20 protein-coding genes are annotated in these 19,301 nt (G+C 38.4%); 11 read left to right on the top strand and 9 right to left on the bottom strand.

The window, feature by feature from the left end; all coding sequences use genetic code 11:
* The first annotated feature begins 36 nt into the window (after nt 1-36).
* From idi to IL355_RS12565, 5 genes are all read left to right on the top strand, one after another.
* On the top strand, nt 37-576 hold the full coding sequence (idi, locus tag IL355_RS12585; RefSeq protein WP_192462466.1) for an isopentenyl-diphosphate Delta-isomerase: 540 nt from the start codon (nt 37-39) through the stop codon (nt 574-576).
* The gene (locus tag IL355_RS12580) at nt 566-973 is read left to right on the top strand and encodes a 6-pyruvoyl trahydropterin synthase family protein (protein ID WP_192462465.1); all 408 of its coding nucleotides are present in this window, start codon (nt 566-568) and stop codon (nt 971-973) included. Before idi ends, IL355_RS12580 begins: the two co-directional genes overlap by 11 nt.
* A gap of 1 nt (nt 974) precedes the next feature.
* Nucleotides 975-1,427, top strand: coding sequence for a peroxiredoxin (locus IL355_RS12575; protein ID WP_192462464.1), 453 nt, complete (start codon nt 975-977; stop codon nt 1,425-1,427).
* Between the two features lie 2 nt (nt 1,428-1,429).
* Nucleotides 1,430-2,398, top strand: coding sequence for a type I phosphomannose isomerase catalytic subunit (locus IL355_RS12570; protein ID WP_192462463.1), 969 nt, complete (start codon nt 1,430-1,432; stop codon nt 2,396-2,398).
* Between the two features lie 64 nt (nt 2,399-2,462).
* Nucleotides 2,463-2,735: a hypothetical protein gene (locus IL355_RS12565; RefSeq protein ID WP_192462462.1), complete on the top strand. Its 273-nt coding sequence runs from the start codon at nt 2,463-2,465 to the stop codon at nt 2,733-2,735.
* A 13-nt stretch (nt 2,736-2,748) separates the two neighbouring features.
* On the opposite strand, the gene IL355_RS12560 is transcribed toward IL355_RS12565, so the two are convergent.
* The 4 genes from IL355_RS12560 to IL355_RS12545 all read right to left on the bottom strand — a co-directional run bounded on the left by IL355_RS12560 (nt 2,749) and on the right by IL355_RS12545 (nt 7,973).
* On the bottom strand, nt 2,749-3,486 hold the full coding sequence (locus tag IL355_RS12560; RefSeq protein WP_192462461.1) for a DUF4369 domain-containing protein: 738 nt from the start codon (nt 3,484-3,486) through the stop codon (nt 2,749-2,751).
* 67 nt (nt 3,487-3,553) lie between these two features.
* The gene (locus tag IL355_RS12555; RefSeq protein WP_192462460.1) at nt 3,554-4,816 is read right to left on the bottom strand and encodes a DUF819 family protein; all 1,263 of its coding nucleotides are present in this window, start codon (nt 4,814-4,816) and stop codon (nt 3,554-3,556) included.
* Nucleotides 4,817-4,844: 28 nt separating this feature from the next.
* The gene (locus IL355_RS12550; RefSeq protein ID WP_192462459.1) at nt 4,845-5,648 is read right to left on the bottom strand and encodes a Cof-type HAD-IIB family hydrolase; all 804 of its coding nucleotides are present in this window, start codon (nt 5,646-5,648) and stop codon (nt 4,845-4,847) included.
* 81 nt (nt 5,649-5,729) lie between these two features.
* Complete coding sequence (locus IL355_RS12545; RefSeq protein ID WP_192462458.1) at nt 5,730-7,973, bottom strand: penicillin-binding protein 1A; 2,244 nt, start codon at nt 7,971-7,973, stop codon at nt 5,730-5,732.
* A gap of 108 nt (nt 7,974-8,081) precedes the next feature.
* Here IL355_RS12545 and IL355_RS12540 point away from each other — a divergent pair, with 108 nt between their 5' ends.
* Nucleotides 8,082-8,855 carry a S1/P1 nuclease gene (locus IL355_RS12540; RefSeq protein WP_192462457.1) on the top strand — a complete coding sequence of 258 codons (774 nt, stop codon included), beginning with the start codon at nt 8,082-8,084 and terminating at the stop codon, nt 8,853-8,855.
* 247 nt (nt 8,856-9,102) lie between these two features.
* On the opposite strand, the gene IL355_RS12535 is transcribed toward IL355_RS12540, so the two are convergent.
* On the bottom strand, nt 9,103-9,702 hold the full coding sequence (locus IL355_RS12535; RefSeq protein WP_192462456.1) for an alpha-ketoglutarate-dependent dioxygenase AlkB family protein: 600 nt from the start codon (nt 9,700-9,702) through the stop codon (nt 9,103-9,105).
* The gene (locus IL355_RS12530) at nt 9,703-10,590 is read right to left on the bottom strand and encodes an AraC family transcriptional regulator (RefSeq protein ID WP_192462455.1); all 888 of its coding nucleotides are present in this window, start codon (nt 10,588-10,590) and stop codon (nt 9,703-9,705) included. It lies immediately after the preceding gene.
* 214 nt (nt 10,591-10,804) lie between these two features.
* On the opposite strand from IL355_RS12530, the gene IL355_RS12525 reads away from it, so the two are divergent.
* Complete coding sequence (locus tag IL355_RS12525) at nt 10,805-11,389, top strand: hypothetical protein (protein WP_192462454.1); 585 nt, start codon at nt 10,805-10,807, stop codon at nt 11,387-11,389.
* Nucleotides 11,390-11,469: 80 nt separating this feature from the next.
* Here IL355_RS12525 and IL355_RS12520 read toward each other — a convergent pair whose 3' ends face one another.
* On the bottom strand, nt 11,470-11,838 hold the full coding sequence (locus IL355_RS12520) for a DoxX family protein (RefSeq protein WP_192462453.1): 369 nt from the start codon (nt 11,836-11,838) through the stop codon (nt 11,470-11,472).
* A 59-nt stretch (nt 11,839-11,897) separates the two neighbouring features.
* Nucleotides 11,898-12,530, bottom strand: coding sequence for an MOSC domain-containing protein (locus tag IL355_RS12515; RefSeq protein WP_192462452.1), 633 nt, complete (start codon nt 12,528-12,530; stop codon nt 11,898-11,900).
* Between the two features lie 243 nt (nt 12,531-12,773).
* Between IL355_RS12515 and IL355_RS12510 the strand changes: the two genes are divergently transcribed.
* A complete protein-coding gene (locus IL355_RS12510; protein WP_192462451.1) occupies nt 12,774-14,375 on the top strand; it encodes a solute:sodium symporter family transporter in 1,602 nt (533 codons plus the stop codon).
* A gap of 51 nt (nt 14,376-14,426) precedes the next feature.
* The gene (locus IL355_RS12505; protein ID WP_192462450.1) at nt 14,427-15,236 is read left to right on the top strand and encodes an inositol oxygenase family protein; all 810 of its coding nucleotides are present in this window, start codon (nt 14,427-14,429) and stop codon (nt 15,234-15,236) included.
* 72 nt (nt 15,237-15,308) lie between these two features.
* Here the strand turns inward: IL355_RS12505 and htpG are convergent, their stop codons facing one another.
* Nucleotides 15,309-17,198 (bottom strand): molecular chaperone HtpG, encoded by a 1,890-nt coding sequence (htpG, locus tag IL355_RS12500; protein ID WP_192462449.1) that lies wholly within the window; start codon nt 17,196-17,198, stop codon nt 15,309-15,311.
* A 496-nt stretch (nt 17,199-17,694) separates the two neighbouring features.
* Between htpG and IL355_RS12495 the strand changes: the two genes are divergently transcribed.
* Together IL355_RS12495 and IL355_RS12490 are read left to right on the top strand one after the other, a co-directional pair.
* Nucleotides 17,695-18,702, top strand: a complete 1,008-nt coding sequence (locus IL355_RS12495; protein ID WP_192462448.1) for a 3-oxoacyl-ACP synthase III family protein — start codon at nt 17,695-17,697, stop codon at nt 18,700-18,702.
* A gap of 208 nt (nt 18,703-18,910) precedes the next feature.
* Nucleotides 18,911-19,270, top strand: a complete 360-nt coding sequence (locus IL355_RS12490) for a CoA-binding protein (protein ID WP_192462447.1) — start codon at nt 18,911-18,913, stop codon at nt 19,268-19,270.
* Nucleotides 19,271-19,301 lie beyond the last annotated feature (31 nt).

Here is a 19,301-nt window from a genome sequence, read left to right as displayed (position 1 = left end):
GAAGGCTTTGAGCCTATCCCAACAAATAAATTGCATTTGAAAGAAGAACAAGTAATTCTAGTAGACCAAAACGATCAACCTATTGGGACCATGGGAAAAATGGAGGCCCATGAAAAAGCGCTATTGCATCGGGCATTCTCTGTATTTGTTATGAACAAAAACGGGGAAACCATGTTACAGCAAAGGGCAGCTCATAAGTACCACTCCCCATTATTATGGACCAACACCTGTTGCAGCCACCAAAGAATGGGGGAGTCTAATATTGAAGCGGGAAAAAGGAGACTACAGGAAGAAATGGGTTTTAAGACGGATTTAAAAGAATTGTTCTCGTTTACCTACAAGGCCGTTTTTGATAACGGACTCACGGAGCACGAGTTTGACCATGTTATGATGGGGGAATTTGAAGGCAGTCCGGAAATTAACCCCGATGAGGTCGCTGCCTGGAAATGGATGAAACCTTCGGATGTTAAAAAAGATATCGAAGCAAATCCCAATCAATATACAGAATGGTTTAAAATCATTTTCGAGAAATTCTATAGTCATATTACCTTAAATGATACCCAAGATGAAGGTTAAGGTAAGTAGGAAGGCCCATTTTAATGCCGCGCATAGGTTATATAGAAAGGATTGGGACATGGCCAAGAACGATGCGGTTTTTGGCAAATGCAACAATCCTAATTTTCATGGCCATAACTACGAGTTGGTGGTAAGCGTCACGGGTGAAATTGACCCGGTAACCGGTTTCGTTATCGATATGAAGGATTTAAAAGATTTGATTAAATCTGAAATCGAAGAGGCCTTTGATCACAAGAATTTGAATGTTGAGGTACCAGAGTTTAAAGATTTAAATCCGACCGCTGAGAATATTTCTGTAGTTATTTGGCAAAAATTAAGGCCTCATATTAAAAAAGAGCATGAACTTGAGGTGGTGCTCTATGAAACGCCCCGCAATTTTGTAACCTTTTCCGGATAGTATGGGATTAAACGTAGGCGATACCATTCCTGAGTTTATACTTAAAGACCAACATGGAAAGCCGTTTTCCAGTTCAGATTTATTGGGTAAAAAACCTATGGTCATCTATTTTTATCCAAAAGACGATACGCCAGGTTGTACTAAAGAAGCCTGTTCTTTTCGTGATAGCTATGAGGAGTTTAAAGATTTAGGTGCTGAAGTAATCGGTATTAGTGGCGACTCGGTAAATAGTCACTCAAAATTTGCCGAGAAATACCAACTTCCATTTATACTTTTGTCCGATAATAATAATGAAGTACGAAAAGCGTTTAAAGTAGGAAAAAGTATGTTAATTTTACCCGGTAGAGAAACCTATGTCATCGACAAAAATGGTAAAATTATTATGGTGTTCAATAATCTTTTGAATGCCGAAAAGCACATAACAGAAGCAATCAACGCATTAAAAAAATCATAGCAATGAGTCTATACCCGTTTAAATTTCAGCCCATATTAAAGGAAAGACTTTGGGGAGGAACCAAATTAAAAGATGTTTTAGGAAAACCTATTGAATCTGATATCACTGGCGAGAGTTGGGAACTTTCCACTGTAAAGGATGATGTCTCTGTTATTGCTAATGGAGAATTGGCAGGAACTTCCCTGCAAGAACTTATTAATGAACAACCTGAAAATCTTCTTGGCAAGAGTGTTTATGAGCGTTTTGGAACGGATTTTCCCATTCTCATAAAGTTTATAGACGCCAAAAAAGACCTTTCCATTCAATTGCACCCTAACGATGAATTGGCCAAAGAACGTCATGATTCCTTTGGGAAAACGGAAATGTGGTATGTGATGGATGCCGATGATGATGCGGAATTGATTGTGGGTTTCAATAAAGATGTTACCAAGGATGAATATGCCAAAAGCCTCGAAAATGACAGCTTATTAGAATTATTGAATTATGAGAAGGTAACAGAGGGCAATACTTTTTTTATAAACACCGGAAAAATACATGCGATAGGAGCTGGTGTATTATTGGCAGAAATACAACAAACATCTGATATTACCTACCGTGTTTTTGATTTCAATCGTCGGGATAAAAATGGAAACTTAAGAGAGTTGCATACTGAAATGGCTCTAGACGCCATCGATTATACCAAAAAAGATGATTTTAAGGTGAATTATCCCAATGCCAAAAATACGGTGAACGATATGGTAGACTGCCCATATTTTACTACCAACTATTTGGATTTAGATAATGATTTAAGCCAAGATGTAGCCTCTAGAGATTCCTTTACAATTTATATGTGTGTGGGAGGTGCTGCCACCATTTCCGATGAAAATGGTTCGGCAGATATACAAAAAGGAGAAACTATTTTGGTTGCTGCGGCTTCCCAAAGAATTCAGATAAAAACCAAGGGAGCCAAATTATTGGAGGTCACTATTTAGCAACTATTTTTTTTAGATACAAGTTCTGGGTAAATAGCCTATTTTTGCCAAAAATATACCTATTATGGCAAGTGTAAAAAACTTAAAAAAAGACATCAATAACGTATTGGGCGATATCATTGAAGCTGTTTACATCGTAGATGACTCTAAGAACAATGTGGTTTCAAAGGAAGGAGAGGGAATTATAGATGAAACCATCTCAACTTTTGATGAGCTAATTGGAAAAGTTAATGATAGAACTGTTGAAAATAGGCAAAAACACCTAAAAAATGTTAGGGCCGAATTGGAAACCAAAGCTACTGGATTGGTAGAAAAAGTGAATCAATTAGGTTCATAGAACGTTTAGAATATCAATAAAAAACCCGGCTTTTAGCCGGGTTTTTTTTTTGCTTTATAGTTTCTAAATGCTCTTTTAGCTTTTTTCCGTATTTGGATTCTGCAACCTCCGGACTCAGTACTTTATAGATAGAGTCTAAATATATGACATTGGCATCTGATACTTCATTAAGGGCTATATAAGGCGCTATGTAGGAGTCTCTATGGTTAAGTGCAAAGTTGAGGGCATAGGCATAACCACGTTTTAAATTTTTATTGCTTAAAAGTTGTAGGGAGTCCAATTGAAGTGAATCCAATGGTTTCTCTGTATTGGATGCTTCGCGCAAAATTTCTAGATTTCGCATATTGAACCTAGACATGGTTTTTTGGTATTCTTCCAATTTCTTCTGGGTTTCCGAACCGGAAATTTCAGGACTCATGTCAAAAGTATTCCATGAAGTGTTGATGGTTATGGTGCCGGGCTCGCCAAAAAAGGTAATCCTATCATTAATATCATTGGCATCATCCTTTTTTAGGTATAAGTAGAAAACTTCAGGACTTTCAAGTTCAGTTTCCAATTGAAAGGCGCCATCCCCGGCAATTTCCAAAGAATCTACTGTGGTCAAGGTAGTATCTATAAGATGTTGCAAAAATAGGGTGCCTTTCTTTAACCCCTTAACATTACCGTTTACGATCATTGTATCTTTTGAACCATTTCCTGAACAGGAAATAATAAGTAGGCTCGCAAAAACTAAAAAAGATATTTTCTTCATGAGTAATTTTTATCGGCGCAAATATCCAAAAAAAAATGATTTTGTCAGCTTGTATAAAAACAGAAGTTTACATCGTAGATGCAACTTCCATTAAGTAAGCGCATAAAAGAGCCCCACCGGTACCTACTACGTACCCAAAAACGGCCAGAAGAACCCCAACAGAGGTTAAGGAGGGGTGAAATTCAGCGGCAACAACAGGTGCGGATGCGGCGCCCCCTACATTGGCCTGGCTACCTACGGCCAAGAAAAAGTAGGGTGCTTTTATGAGTTTTGCCACCAAAATAAGTAGCCCTGCATGAATGGAAATCCAAATAAAACCAATGGCTATAAGCCCCGGATTTTCCAGAACTTTGCCCAGATCCATTTTCATGCCTATGGTCGCCACTAAAATGTAGATAAATATTCCTCCAATTTTACTCGCACCGGCACCTTCATAATTTTTAGCCTTTGTAAAGGAAAGCGCTATTCCGCAAGTAGTGGCGATGACCACCATCCAGAAAAAACTGGAGCCCAAAAAGGATAGAAAGCTTTTTTTGTCGCTAACGCTATCAAATCCGTTGGTCAAAAATGTACTGATGTGATTCCCAAAAAAATGGGCGATACCCGTAGCTGTAAAAGCAAAGAAGAGCATCATCATATAGTCTTTTAATGTAGGCACTCGTGTAATTTTTTCAGCAAAGGCAGTTACTTTTACCTTAAGGGTTTCAATAGCACTAGTATCGGCTTTTAACCAATTATCAATTTGTTTGGTTCTGCCCACCCCAAGAAGAATAACGGCCATCCAAACATTGGCCACTACTATATCTACGAGTACCATTCCACCATACTTTTCAGGGTTGTACCTAAAGATTTCGAGCATGGCCGCCTGATTGGCACCACCGCCGATCCAACTTCCAGCAATAGTGGAAAGACCTCGCCAGACGGCATCAAAATCGTTCCCTCCAACTGTTTCCGGAGAAAAAATACTGACGATAAGAATAGCAATAGGACCACCGATGATGATTCCGGCACTGCCTGTTAAGAACATTATTAATGCTTTGGAACCTAAATTACTTATGGCCTTAAGGTCAATACTCAAGGTCATAAGAACTAAGGCTGCAGGCAGTAAATACCTACTTGCCACAAAATACAGATTGGAAGTCTCGTCCGATATTAATCCGGAACTGGCTAAAATGGCCGGTAACAAATAGCACATTAATACTGCGGGAACCACGGAATAGAATTTTTTCCAAAAACCGGTAGTGATGGAAGAGGTGTAAAAAATAAAGCCCAAACAAAGGGTGAGCAAGCCAAAAACTACCGTGTCATCCGTAATAAGAGGTTCCGTCATAAAATTGCTTTTGCCCAAATATACTTAATTATACGAGTGGATGCTCTTTTAAAAACACCGCTACGCCATCTTCCGTATTGGGCAAGGTAACAAAATTGGACACGGCTTTAACTTCTTCCCGGGCATTGCCAACAGCTACCCCGTAACCGGAATATTGTATCATTTCCACATCATTGTAATTATCACCAAAGGAAATTACATCTTCCATGGTTTCGTTTTCTTGAAGCAGTTTTTGGATAGCGGTGAGTTTTGAAACCGATTTAGGCGCAATTTCTATAAGCGTATCATTGGAACGATATAAGTTGAGGTCCTTGGAAAAACGTTCTTCCAGCTCAGGATAAATGGCATCCGAAGTATCCTTGGTACCCATCAGCATGATTTTATGTGCTCCCAAACCTCTGTTGGACCAATCAAGAATAGAGGCTTCCGTATCTCTAAAAACGGGTGTTGCTTGCGTATATCTTATTTCCTTGCGCACCCGTTCCGTATTTTCTTCTACATACCATTCATCATTATGGTATAGACCTAGTTTTATTTGTCTCACATTGGCCATGGCAAATATTTCCTTGACGTGGTCAATGGCTATTTCGGTAGAAGTAATAATTTCATCCCCATCAATAATAAGAGCACCGTTGTAACATATGATGGGCTGTTCTTCAATACCCAATCTCCTTTGTAGGTAGCGCATTCCTCTAGGCATACGGGCTGAAACCAAAATTGTCCTGACTGCGGACTTAATTTTATTTATTTCAGATATGGTTGATTCGGATACATCACTTTTGGTGGATAGAAGGGTTCCATCCAAATCGGAACAAAGAATTTTATATTTCAAAACAGCACTGAATTTATGGAGCTACAAAACTACGAATTGATGTGGCCAAAGCCTAGGCCTCTTATAAAGCTAGTTTCGTTTTTAATTTCTGAATTTTTTCTTCTTTTTCTTATCAGGGTTTTTAAACAACCGTTTAAAAAATCCATCTCGTTTAACCGGTTCACAATCGAGCATACTTAAAACTTTTGGGTCGGTTGAAGTAAATTGTGCCTTTGTAATCTCGTTATAACTGGGGTGCCGGTTCATTTCTTGCATCAATTTTGCGAAAATGGGCAAAGCGGCATTGGCTCCCTGACCTAAACTGGTACTTCTAAATCCTATTTCATGGTTGTCCAGTCCTACCCATGTTACATGTACCAAATTGGGGGTTAGGGCCACAAACCAAGCATCTTTATTATTTTGTGTGGTACCTGTTTTACCAGCAATGGCATTATTCAATTTATAGGTCGTTCGTAAACGGGAAGCCGTACCCTTGTCAATAGTGGATTTCATCATCTCTACCATTACCTGTCTGGTTTGTTCGGAGAAAGCGGGTTCAACAGCCCGTTTGGGTTCAAATTTAACCAGCACGGAATCTTTTTGGTCAGCAATCGTTTTGATGAAGTAGGGCAGTATAGCGCGGCCTTTATTCACATAACTGGCGTAAGCGCCTGCCAATTCGTTTAGATAGATTTCGCCGGTACCCAACGCCAAAGAAGGTTGCTTTGGCAGCTCACTGAAAATGCCCATGTTTTTGGCCATGGTAATAACATTTTCAATACCTGTTTTTTCCAAGACCTTTACGGCTACCGTATTGACAGAGTTGCTCAATGCTTCCTCCATAGAATAGTTGAGATAGGTTTCATCCTTATTTCCGGAGTTGCTGGGTGACCACCCTTTCAGATTTTCATATTCCACCTCTTCCGCAGAAAAATAAGTGCAGGGCTCTATACCTACTTCCAAGGCAGCAGTATAAACAAAGGGTTTAAAGGTTGAGCCTACTTGTCTTTTACTTTGGGCTACATGGTCAAATTTAAAGTGTTCAAAATCGACACCGCCAATCCATGTTTTGACCGCTCCGTTGTGAGGGTCTATGGATAGGGAGCCGGTGTTTAAAAACTTCATATAATGTTGTAAGCTGTCTATTGAACTGGCCTCCACAGTTTTTTCTCCTTCCCAATCTACCAAGACCATTTTCTTTTTCTGTTGAAGGGAATCCATGATTTGTTTTTCCTCCAATCCTACAGCCTTCATTTTTCTGTATAGCGGAGACTGCTTGATCCATTTATTGATGAGAGATTTATTCTTTAACCAGGGAGCATTGTTTCCGTAGCTTTTTTCAAAACTAGCTTGAAGCGATTGCATGTGCTCGCGCATGGCCGCTTCTGCCCAAAATTGCATATTGTAGTCGAGCGTGGTGTAAATTTTTAGTCCCGAAGTATAAATATTGTACTCGTTTCCCTCTTCTTGCTGCTCTTGTGTCCACTTGAGCATTTTCTTTCGAACCTCTTCCCTGAAATAGGGTGCAATACCTTCATTATTGTCGTATTGGCGGTAATTAAGAAAGAGGGGAGTTTTTACTAGACTATCTTTTTCGTTCTCCGAAATAAATTCGTTCTTAGCCATGGAGGCCAATACCAAATTTCTTCGTTGCAAGCTTCTTTCCGGAAAAACCCTGGGATTGTAACCATAAGTGGCTTTCAGCATACCGACCAAAACAGCAGCCTCTTCTAAATTCAATTCTTGGGTTCTTTTGTTAAAAAATTTAAGCGAGGCACTTTCAATTCCGAAGGTATTATCCCCAAATGAAACCGTATTCAGGTAATGGGTGAGAATTTCCTCTTTGTTAAAAATGTCTTCCAGACGTGTGGCAATCATCATTTCCTTGATTTTGTTCACCACGATATTGGCTTTGGTGCGGTCTCGTCTGGGATATAGATTTTTTGCCAGCTGCTGGGTGAGCGTACCACCACCACCAGCGGACTGGTCTTGCATTAATATCGTTTTTAGAGCTACGCGGCCCAAACTAGGGTAATCAATACCATTGTGTTCGTAAAAGCGTTCGTCTTCAATGGCTACCAAGGCCTCTAATACGTTTTTTGGGATATCCTCAAAAGCGATGGGTTGCCTGTCATAGAGATAGTACTTGCCTATGAGAACGCTATCGGCAGAATAAACTTCGGATGCCCGCTGGTATTGAAAATCGGACAAGTCTTCTATAGTGGGCAGTTTACCCCAAGCACCCCATTTGATACTTAAAATAAATAGGAGAAATAGTAATATCAAGCCTATAACGGCAAATATTCCGTACCGTAGAAACTTGTTTTTGATCGTTTTTAGTACCAATGTTTTTCAATTTTGGGCTGCAATATCAATTTAAATCGTGAATTGCAGGTGTTTCTTAACAATAGATTTAATCTCATCCGCTACTTTTGGGGCATATTTTAAGCAGTTATGAGAATCTTATTGATCGTTGTATTATTTAGTACGAGTTTTTTAATGGCTTCGGATGGGGATTGGTCCAAAACCGGTCACCGAGCGGTGGGCAAAATAGCGCAGGAGCACTTGAGCAGAAAAGCCAAAAAGATAATTAAAACACTTTTGAACGGAAGAGGCTTGGCTACGATAGCCAATTTTGCGGATGAAATTAAATCCGATACTGCGTACCGGAAATTTGGACCGTGGCATTATGTAAACATGCCGGAAAATAAACGATACAAAGATGTGGAACCAAGCCCATATGGAGATGTGGTAATGGGGATTCAAAAATGTATAGCCATTTTGAAAGATGAGGAAAGCAATTTAGAAGACAAACAATTCTATCTTAAAATGCTGGTACACCTGATGGGAGATGTCCATCAGCCCCTGCATGTGGGCAGGGCAGAGGATAAGGGGGGCAACGACATACAGTTGCAATGGTTTGGTGAAGGAACCAATCTGCATCGCGTTTGGGACAGCCATATGATCGATGATTATCAAATGAGTTATACCGAGTTGGCATCTTCCCTTCCAAAGCTGAATAAAAAAGAAGTATTAGCTTTACAAGAAGGGGATTTATACACTTGGGTGAATGAAACCCAAGATTTGGCCAATGAGGTATATAACTCCGTGGAAGTAGGAGAGAAGCTCTACTATAGATACAGTTATGATTGGTGGTCTACGGTGGAAGTTCAATTACAAAAAGGAGGCATTCGCTTGGCCAAAGTTTTAAACGATATTTTTGGATAAGAATGTAATTTTCAGGTTTAAAGAAAATTCTTACATCTAAAAATATGGCTTTCACAACAAATCATCTAAAAAAGCTATAATCCTATCGATTAGAGATACTTTGGAACAAAAATTGAAGTTATATTAATGTTGAAAGTTGGCTATGAGGACATTAGTTGCCTGCCCAGTAGCTAAAGGCAGTACTCAACTTTCGTAAAGATATGGGCACTATAAAAAATCGACCACTTGTATTAGGCGGTCGATTTTTTTATGGTATATATCGGAAGGTCAAATTAATCCGTTCCCCTACTTCCCTAGATGTCTTGGGAATTTGATGCAACCATTTATGTTGGGTTTTTCCGCCCATCACCAATAAGCTACCGTGCTCCAGTAATAATTTGTATCGTTCACTTTTTATTTCTTGGTGCTTTAAATGAAAGAACCGTTCCGCTCCTAAAGAAATTGATGCAATTACTGGTTCTTTGCCCAATTCTTTTTCATTATCTGCATGCCAGCCATTGCTATCCTTTCCATTTCTGTATAAATTAAGTAAACAGGTTGTGAATTTCGTTTTACATTTTTCTTCAATATTTTGTTTCAGTTCTAGTAGCTCCGGTATAAATTTCTTGGGATGCATTGTGATGTTAGAATAGCTATAAGACTTTTCATTGTCGCCATAAAGTGCCGTTAACCTGGGTTGCAAATAATCCCTACCAAAAATTTTAATGGAATCCTGCTGCCAAGGTACATTTTTACGTAAAACATGATAAAGAGTATCCGCTTCTTTCCGACCCAAAAACTGTGGGTAATAGCTCATGGTGCTTTCACAAAGCTGTAAATCTGGACGTTTGGGGAACAGTCTTTGCATTTATTGCAAGACATTTTTAAGCTCGTTCCTATATTCTGAGGGGTTTTGACCTGTAAAGGCCTTAAACTGTTTATTAAAGTGCGAGAAGTTGTTAAAACCACTCTCCATACAAACTTCTGTAATGCTCATGGGCTGCTCTGCCAATAATTTGGAAGCATGCACCAGACGGTATTCATTAACAAACTGAACAAATGTTTTATTGGTAATCTTTTTGAAGTACCTACAAAAAGAAGGAACGGTCATACTCACCATATTGGCAATTTCATCAAGCGTAATTTCTTCCTTAAAATTAGCCTTCACATGGTTGAAGACAATATTGATACGGTCGTTATCCTTAACCTCGGTTTCCATGGAGAAGCCTTCGGCATTCAAAATTTTAAAATCTTTTGAAATAGCCAGTTCGTTCAGGATATTCAGAATTGACAGTAAACGCTGGAAATCTGTTTGATATTCCAAAATCAACAGTTTCTCACCTAGTTTTCTTTTGGTCTTTCCAGAGAAGGCAATACCACCTTTGGCTATTTCAAATAGATTTTGAATGTTTTTCATTTCCGGAATGTTGAAGAAATCATTTCCTAAGAAGTCCTGTTTCATTTGTATGACCGTCTCACTTTCGTTGCCGGTTAGTTTGTCCGTAAAACCACAATGGGGCAAATTGCTACCTATTAATATAAGGTCTCCATTGGAATAGTAGGAAACATGGCTACCTATTTGTCTTTTTCCGGAGCCACCGTTAACGTGAACCAGTTCAATTTCTGGATGATAATGCCACACACTCTGTTTATTGTTTTTGGTAGCGTCAAACTTTTGATAGGTATATGAGTGACCAAAACTGGGTTCTATAGCTTCAAAAGCAGGTTTTTGGGTAATGGGGAACTTTCTTTCCATAGTGCAAAATTAGTACAGTATAAAAACGCAATTCTTTGCAAAATTAACCAAAAAATGTTCAAAATTATCTTTTATCGATAAAAGGTACCCTACCCATGTTAATATAGCACATAAATTGGAAAAATGAGTAGTAGTGTGAGGTGGTATTCCGTGGTATGTTTGTACCAGATTATTAACCAAACCTGTTGTAAGACAGGCTTTAAAACAAAATGTCATGAAAAAAGTAACAAGAACAGTAGCAATGATCGCCCTTATGTTCGGAACAATGACAGCTTCGGCCATCGAAGGGAAATTAAGCCTAATCACTAATGAAAATGCAAAAAGCGTAGTTTTTGAATTGGATTCTGAAACCAGTAAAACTACCATTAAGCTTCTAGATACAGATAGTAACGTTATCTACTTTGAAACCGTAGATCAAAAGTCGTACGCTAAAAAATTCGACTTGAAAAACTTAAAAGATGGTCAGTATTACTTTACTACTGATGATAGTTTGAGAACTACAGTTTATACGATTACCGTTGATGGTACTAACGTAGCTATCACAGATAAAAAAGAAGAAACGAAGCCAGTTTATAGGCTTAAGGACGGAGTGGTTTATTTTAATCACTTAAACCTGGACAAAAACGATGTTAACGTTGATGTTTTCGATAGCAGCAACCGTTTGGTTTTCTCCCAAGAGTGGAAAGACAGTATGGTAGTTGAGAAAGTATTCAACTTTAAAACAGCATACAAAGACGTTTATACCGTAGTTGTTACTGACGGAAAGAAATCATACTACGAAACGATCAATATCAAATAAGTAATTAAAAATAGTAGTTTAAGTTGAGTTGAGTTAAAGGCCCTGTCGGATTTCCGGCAGGGTTTTTTGATTTCTTTATTTTAACTAATGTTCAAGTACCAAAAAGACCAGAACATTAAAACAAACTGCAAAGGAATTCTGGCAAATAGCGCCCATTTAGGTAATCCCATTCCTGCTTTTTTGTTATTGAGCATGAAAAAATGAACAGGAAGAAAAAAAGTGAGCATTATAATAATGCCATAGAGCGCAGCATTCCTTGTTGGGGGATAAAAAACGGCCAAACCCAATATAATTTCTACAATACCGCTTATTACAACAATGAAACCATGCCCGGGTAAATAGGAGGGTATGATTCTTTTATACATTTTAGGTTTCAAAAAATGGAGAATACCGGCAAGGATGTACAACGTTGCCATCAAGTACAAATGCCATGGACCGTATAGGGACATAAATTTTAAATTTTGAACCCAAAGTAACGTCTCTTCTTAAAAAATGGGCTTTGTTGAAATTATAAAAATTTCTTGAATTTCTCCTTTTTATATTCAGGAACCGCAGAATTGGTCATGAAAAGATGTAATAATTCCTTCGGTTTCTTTCTTATGTATAAAAGTTGGTAGAATTGGCTTACGGTAAGCTCATTTTTGGATTCTTCCACCAATTCCATGGTATCTCCTTTTTTTACCAAGCCTTCTTCTAGAATCTTAAGATAAGTCCCTGGGAGCCCATAATCAATAAATTTTTTAAGAATTGATTGATCCTGGAAGCGTACCCCTAGTTTATAACATGGTTCGCGCGGTTGTGTCATCTGCACCAAAGCACTTCCCAACTTGTAAATATTGCCTACTCTAATTTGGGTCTCGTCCAAACCCTCCACCGTTAAGTTTTCTCCGAACATTCCCCAGTCCCAATCCAAATTTGGAAATTGTTCCTTCCAATAAGGATAATGGTTTGATGAAAAGATATAACATGCCTTATTGATGCCTCCATGATGTATTTTATCAATAATGGTGTCGTCCTTAATAATGGTCTTATTGAGCTCCAATGCATGGTCAACAGGATATTTGTAAATACCTGTCTGTTCTTCTTTACCGTTCCAAGTAATGGTTACCGGGTTACCAAGGTTAGTGGAAATAATTTTCATATTCAAAAATACACAAGCTAAAGAAGCGGTACAATAAAATATTGCAAGCTTTCCATTTACAAGGTTTAGACCTTTACATTTATAGTTCTTAATGTTGTAAAATTTACATTTCTCACATGATTTTGTAACTAATTAATTGTCAGGAAGATGTGCGTTTGGGTCTTATGGTTCCTCTTTCCAAATGTTTTTTTGTCATGAGGGGAAGGATATAACGGTTTGAAAAAATTATCTACATTTATCGCCATGGCCTTATTAACCTTTTTATTATTTACCGGATTTGTTGCGTTTTACGCAACTTGGCAGCTTAGGAAAGACAAACTTGATACCCAGGATGGCTATTTCTTGGGAGGACGTTCCCTTACGGGAATTGTTATAGCGGGTTCCCTGTTACTTACCAATATTTCTACAGAGCATTTAGTGGGGCTCAATGGATCGGCCTATAGAAATGGGGCCATCATCATAGCTTGGGAAGTAACATCGGCGGTAGCCTTAGTAATTGCTGCGTTGTATTTTGCCCCACGTTATTTGAAAATGGGACTGACTACCATTCCTCAATTCTTGGAAAATAGATTTGATGGCTTGACCCGAACCTTAATTGCCGCTCTGCTCATTTTTTCCTTTGTAGCAACGTTACTGCCCATTGTACTTTATACGGGGGCATTGAACATAGAAGCTATTTTTGAAATATCAGATTTGCTGAACGTAAGTCAACAACAAGGTATTTGGATAACTATCCTGATTGTAGGTATTATAGGTGCTATTTATGCCATTTTTGGTGGCCTAAAAATGGTTGCCTACACAGATACAATAAATGGTTTTGGACTATTGGTAGCGGGGCTATTGGTTCCTATTTTGGCACTTCTAAGTATTGGGGAAGGAAACCTTTTTGAAGGTTTTGGAGCGGTATTTAATAATGCGCCGGAAAAGTTCAATGTGGTAAGCGACGAACCAGGGGTAGGGGAAGGAGCGCGTACCGCTATTTTACCTTTTGAGGTTTTGTTTACGGGCTTTATGCTCAACCAAGTTTATTTTTGGTGTATGCACCAATCCATTATTCAGAGAGTTTTGGGGGCGGTAAACTTGAAAGAAGCTCAAAAAGGCTTACTGTTTACGGGCCTATTGAAGATATTGGTACCGTTGGTGGTTGTTCTTCCCGGACTTATTGGTTATTATTATTTTGGGGAAAGCTTATATGACAATCCAGATAGTGTTTATCCATTGTTGGTAAAAAAGGTATTGCCGCTCTGGCTTACCGGTTTTTTTGTCGCCGTAATGATGGGAGCTATCTTAAGTACATTCAATAGTGCTCTCAATAGTGCGGCCACCCTATTTAGTTTGGGTATTTACAAACGATACATCAATAAAAATACCAGTGATAAAAGACTGGTAGCCATTGGAAAGTGGACTTCCGCTTTGTTGGCAGTTTTTGCCATTGGCATTGCGCCTTTTGTGGCGAATGCCCCAGAAGGACTTTATCAATTATTACAACAACTAAATGGTATCTTCTTCATTCCTATAGCCAGTGTAATTCTGGCCGGATTCCTTTTTCCACGGGTTTCGGCGGGAGGAGCCAAGGTTGGACTGCTCTTTGGATTGGTTTTTTATGTGGTGATGGACTATATCATTCAAGTTCAATTACACTTTATACATATTTGGGCCATAGAATTTGTCCTTAATATTTTGGTGATGCATATTGCATCTGCCTTAATGAAAAAAGAGGAGCGATTTGTAATGAAAGATGCCGGGGTTTTGGATTTAAAACCATGGAAGTATGCAAAGCACTTTAGCGCCATACTCGTACTTTTTGCAATAATTTTGTACATTGTACTGGGAAATGTGTCTTAAAAACACTTATATCGAATAAACTAAACTCTTTATAGACTTACAACTACTTAAATGGAAAAAACGTTTAGAAATTACGAGGCCGTGGATGTAAAAGCCGCAGTTAAGGAACATTATCGTAAAATGCGTTCCAAACAAACCGTGGATTACGTTCAAAGAATGCATAAAAAATACCTCACATTTGATAAGCCTATGCCTCTTTTTGAAGCAATGGCGCATTTAAACAAGCTTATTGATGTTAGTGATCCCGATTTGGATTTGCCAAATGTTCAGCATTTAATACAGAGCGCAGAAGCTATTAGGGAAGATAACAGACCTGATTGGATGCAATTGACGGGGCTTATCCATGATTTAGGCAAGGTAATGTTCATGTGGGGAAGTGATGAAGACGGTACAAGTCAAGATGAGCAATGGGGAACTGTGGGAGATGTTTTCGTAGTAGGTTGTAAATTGCCGGACACTTGTGTGTACCCAGAATTCAATAAGTTAAACCCAGATATGGACAATCCGGAATACAATACCACTACCGGAATTTATGAAGAAGGGTGTGGTTTGGATAATCTCAATCTAGCCTGGGGACATGATGAGTACCTTTATCGTGTTTTAGCAAATCATAAGGATAATAAATTACCGGCTGAAGCCATGGTAATGATTCGTTACCATTCCTTCTATCCCTGGCATACGGGAGGTAGTTATAAGGAACTTCTTAACGAGAAAGATGGGGAATACCTTCAGATAATAAAGGATTTTAACAAGTATGACCTATACACCAAATCTCAAAAAATTTATGACCTGGATGATGTCATAGATTATTACAAGCCCATTGCAGATAAATATTTGGGTACCGGTCCAATTTATTGGTAGCAAGTAAAGAAACTTAATAAATAAAAAGCTCCAGTGAAAACTGGAGCTTTTTAATTTCAATAGAGGATGAAACTATTTCACCATCTCGTAGCTTCTTTTTATAAAATTGGTAAGCTCCTCACCTTTAAGCAAACCTTTGGAAAGTTTTGCCAAATCGATAGACTGATTAATCAGTCGCTCTCTTTTTTTAGAGGTCTTTGTACTTAAAATTTCACCTACCAATTCATGATTGGTGTTTACGATAATGTTGTACATATCTGGCATATTGCCCATCCCGAACATTCCGCCACCACCAGTTTGCTGCATTTCTTTCATTCTTCGCATGAACTCTGGCTCCGTGATAATAAAAGGTGATGCACTACTATCCATAGCTTCTAGTTGTATGGTGTAGCTTTTATCGTCTATAACTTCTTCCAAATTGGTCTTAAGGGTTTCTTTTTCCTCATCGGATAATTTGGAAATCTGGGTGTCCTCTTTTTTGATAAGATTATCAATATGATCGGCATCAACCCTGGCGAAAGATATATTCTCCTTACTGGTTTCCAACTTCTGCATTAAATGGCTGATGATGGGGGAATCCAATAGTAGCACTTCATATCCTTTTGCCTTAGCAGATTCAATATAACTGTGTTGTGCCTGTTGATCGGATGCATAGAGAATAACGGTCTTATCATCCTTGTCCGTTTGGTTCCCCTTGATTTTTTCCTGTAACTCTTCAAAGGTGAAAAATTTACCATCTACAGTTGGGTATAGCGCAAACTTATCTGCCTTGTCAAAGAATTTTTCTTCGGAAAGCATTCCGTATTCGATAACGATTTTAATATCGTTCCATTTTTGTTCAAAATCCTCACGATTGTTCTTAAAGAGGCTATTTAGTTTATCGGCCACCTTTCTCGTGATGTAGGAGGAAATCTTTTTAACAGCACCATCGGCCTGTAGATAGGAACGCGATACGTTTAGAGGGATATCCGGAGAATCTATGACCCCACGTAACATGGTCAAGAATTCAGGTACAATACCTTCTACGTTGTCCGTGACAAATACCTGGTTCTGGTATAACTGAATTTTATCCTTTTGGATATTTAGGTCATTGGTAAGCTTTGGAAAATAAAGGATACCTGTGAGATTGAAGGGGTAGTCTACATTCAAATGAATGTGGAACAATGGCTCCTCAAACTGCATGGGGTATAACTCCCTGTAAAATTCCTTATAATCCTTTTCCTCTAGATCCGTAGGCTGCTTGGTCCAAGCTGGATTCGGATTATTGATTATATTATCTACTTCTTTGGTAGGAGCTGGATCGTCTTCTTTGGCATCTTCTGGCTTTGGTAGCGTTTCGGTTTTGGTGCCAAATTTTATAGGAATGGGCATGAACTTGTTGTACTTACGTAAAAGTTCACTTATCTTATTATCTTCTAAAAACTCGGTGGAATCTTCCGCTACGTGAAGAATAATCTCCGTACCACGCTCCTCCTTTTCTGCCGTTTCTAGATTAAATTCAGGAGAGCCATCACAAGACCAATGAACGGCTTCAGTCCCTTCCTTAAAGCTTTTGGTCAAGATTTCAACTTTGTGGGCCACCATAAAAGCCGAATAAAAACCAAGACCAAAGTGGCCAATAATACCTGCATCTTTGGCTCCATCCTCATACTTGTTCAAAAATTCTTCGGCCCCGGAAAAAGCAACCTCATTAATGTACTTCTCCACTTCCTCTTTGGTCATACCTATTCCTTGGTCGATAATGTGGATTTTCTTTCCTTCCTTATCTACCTTAACTTCAATGATGGGTTGACCATATTCTACTTTAGCCTCGCCTATAGAGGTTAAATGTTTCAATTTTAAGGTGGCATCCGTCGCGTTTGAAATAAGCTCCCTTAGAAAAATTTCATGATCACTGTATAAAAACTTTTTGATCAATGGAAAAATGTTGTCTACCGAGACATTGATTTTACCTGTTGCCATAATTATATTTTTTTGAACTTGTTTTAAATAGGTTTCCCAAAAAAGGGAATAAATTTCTCTCGACTCTTGGGTTCAAAAAAAATACCAATCGTATAAAAGTGACAAACTGACATTTTGCAACGGCTGTAGGTGACAGGTTTTTTAACAATACTTTTTGTTTAACTTATTTTAATATTAATTAAACAAATTGTATATTTGATGTGTGGTAAAGGGAAATTTGCTATGAAAAAGGATAGTCTATTACCACATGCTGATTATTTATTGGTTAGGTTGTTTGGAAACGTGTCTTCGCAAGGAGGCACGTTTTTAATTTAAGATAATAGCCTCAAAAAAAGACTGCTAATTAGAATGTACCCAATCTCAAATTCACTATCTTGTTTGGTAGCAAGGACAGTTATTCCTAAATAACCTCTTATTTTTGCTTGAAAGGAATTCTAATTGAGCTATACATACAATTAGATATTGGCCTTTTATAATTTCAACAGAAACTTACACTATGTACAATTCAAAAATTACGGGCCTTGGTTATTATGTACCTGATAATGTAGTGACCAACGATGATTTGTCCAAGGTTATGGATACTAATGATGCGTGGATTCAAGAACGTACGGGCATTAAGGAAAGGAGGCATGTGGCCAAGGAACAGGATACGACGACCAGTATGGGTGTCAAAGCTGCTAAAATTGCCATTGAAAGAGCAGGTTTAGACAAGGATGATATAGACTTTATTGTCTTTGCAACACTAAGTCCAGATTATTATTTTCCCGGTCCCGGTGTTTTGGTACAAAGAGATTTGGGAATTAAAACAGTAGGTGCCTTAGATGTTAGAAACCAATGTTCCGGTTTTATTTATGCCATTTCTGTTGCAGACCAATATATAAAGAGCGGAATGTACAAAAACATTCTGGTTATTGGTTCCGAGCTTCATTCTAGAGGGTTGGATATGACCACTAGGGGCAGGGCGGTCTCCGTTATATTTGGAGATGGTGCCGGAGCGGCCATACTGAGTAGAGAGGAGGATACCTCAAAAGGAATTTTATCCACCCATTTACATTCTGAGGGGCAACATGCAGAAGAGCTGTCGTTAATTGCCCCCGGTATGGGAAAAAGGTGGGTTACGGATATTATAGAGGAAAATGACCCTGAAGATGAATCTTATTACCCATACATGAATGGCCAGTTTGTATTTAAAAATGCCGTTGTTCGCTTTAGTGAGGTAATTATGGAAGGATTGGCCAAAAACAATCTTCAACCAACGGATATTGACTTATTGGTACCACACCAGGCCAATCTTAGAATATCTCAGTTCATTCAAAATAAATTTGGACTGTCAGATGCCAATGTCTTCAATAATATTATGAAATACGGTAATACCACCGCGGCTTCCATTCCCATAGCCCTAACAGAAGCTTGGGAACAAGGAAAGGTAAAGGAAGGTGATGTAGTGGTGTTGGCTGCTTTTGGCAGTGGCTTTACTTGGGGAAGCGCCATTATAAAGTGGTAGATTACTTAGTTGCTTAAATAACAAAACCCCGATGTTTCCATCGGGGTTTCTATCATTGACTCCACTATACTAAACACTAACCATTAACTATAAATTATAGCTTTATCAATGATTTTTTTATAAAGATAAAATGCTGAACGTTGAGAATAGACGGTTTGGATTTACAAACGTTACAGCTTTTGTATTAATTTAACATTCCTCTCCCATCATGAAAAAAACACTAGTTCTCGGAGCCTCGCTCAAACAAAATCGTTATAGTAATCTTGCGGTTAATCGCTTAGTTGACCATAACATTGATACTGTAGCATTCGGTTTAAAAGAGGGGGATATCAGACATATACAAATAAAGACCAATTTTAAGGATTTTCAAAACATTCACACCATTACTTTGTACATCGGTCCAAAGCGTCAGCCTGAATATATCGACAAAATCCTACAGCTAAATCCACATAGGGTCATCTTTAATCCCGGTACGGAAAATCCCGATTTTTATCCTGTTTTACAGGAAAACGGCATTGAAGTAGAGGTTGCCTGCACATTGGTTTTACTTGCAACCGGTCAATATTAAACAATGGATTTTGAAGGAAAAACAAGTGGGA

The organism is Euzebyella saccharophila, assembly GCF_014855495.1.
Lineage (GTDB): Bacteria > Bacteroidota > Bacteroidia > Flavobacteriales > Flavobacteriaceae > Euzebyella > Euzebyella saccharophila.
This window is presented reverse-complemented; position numbering and strand designations above follow the sequence as displayed.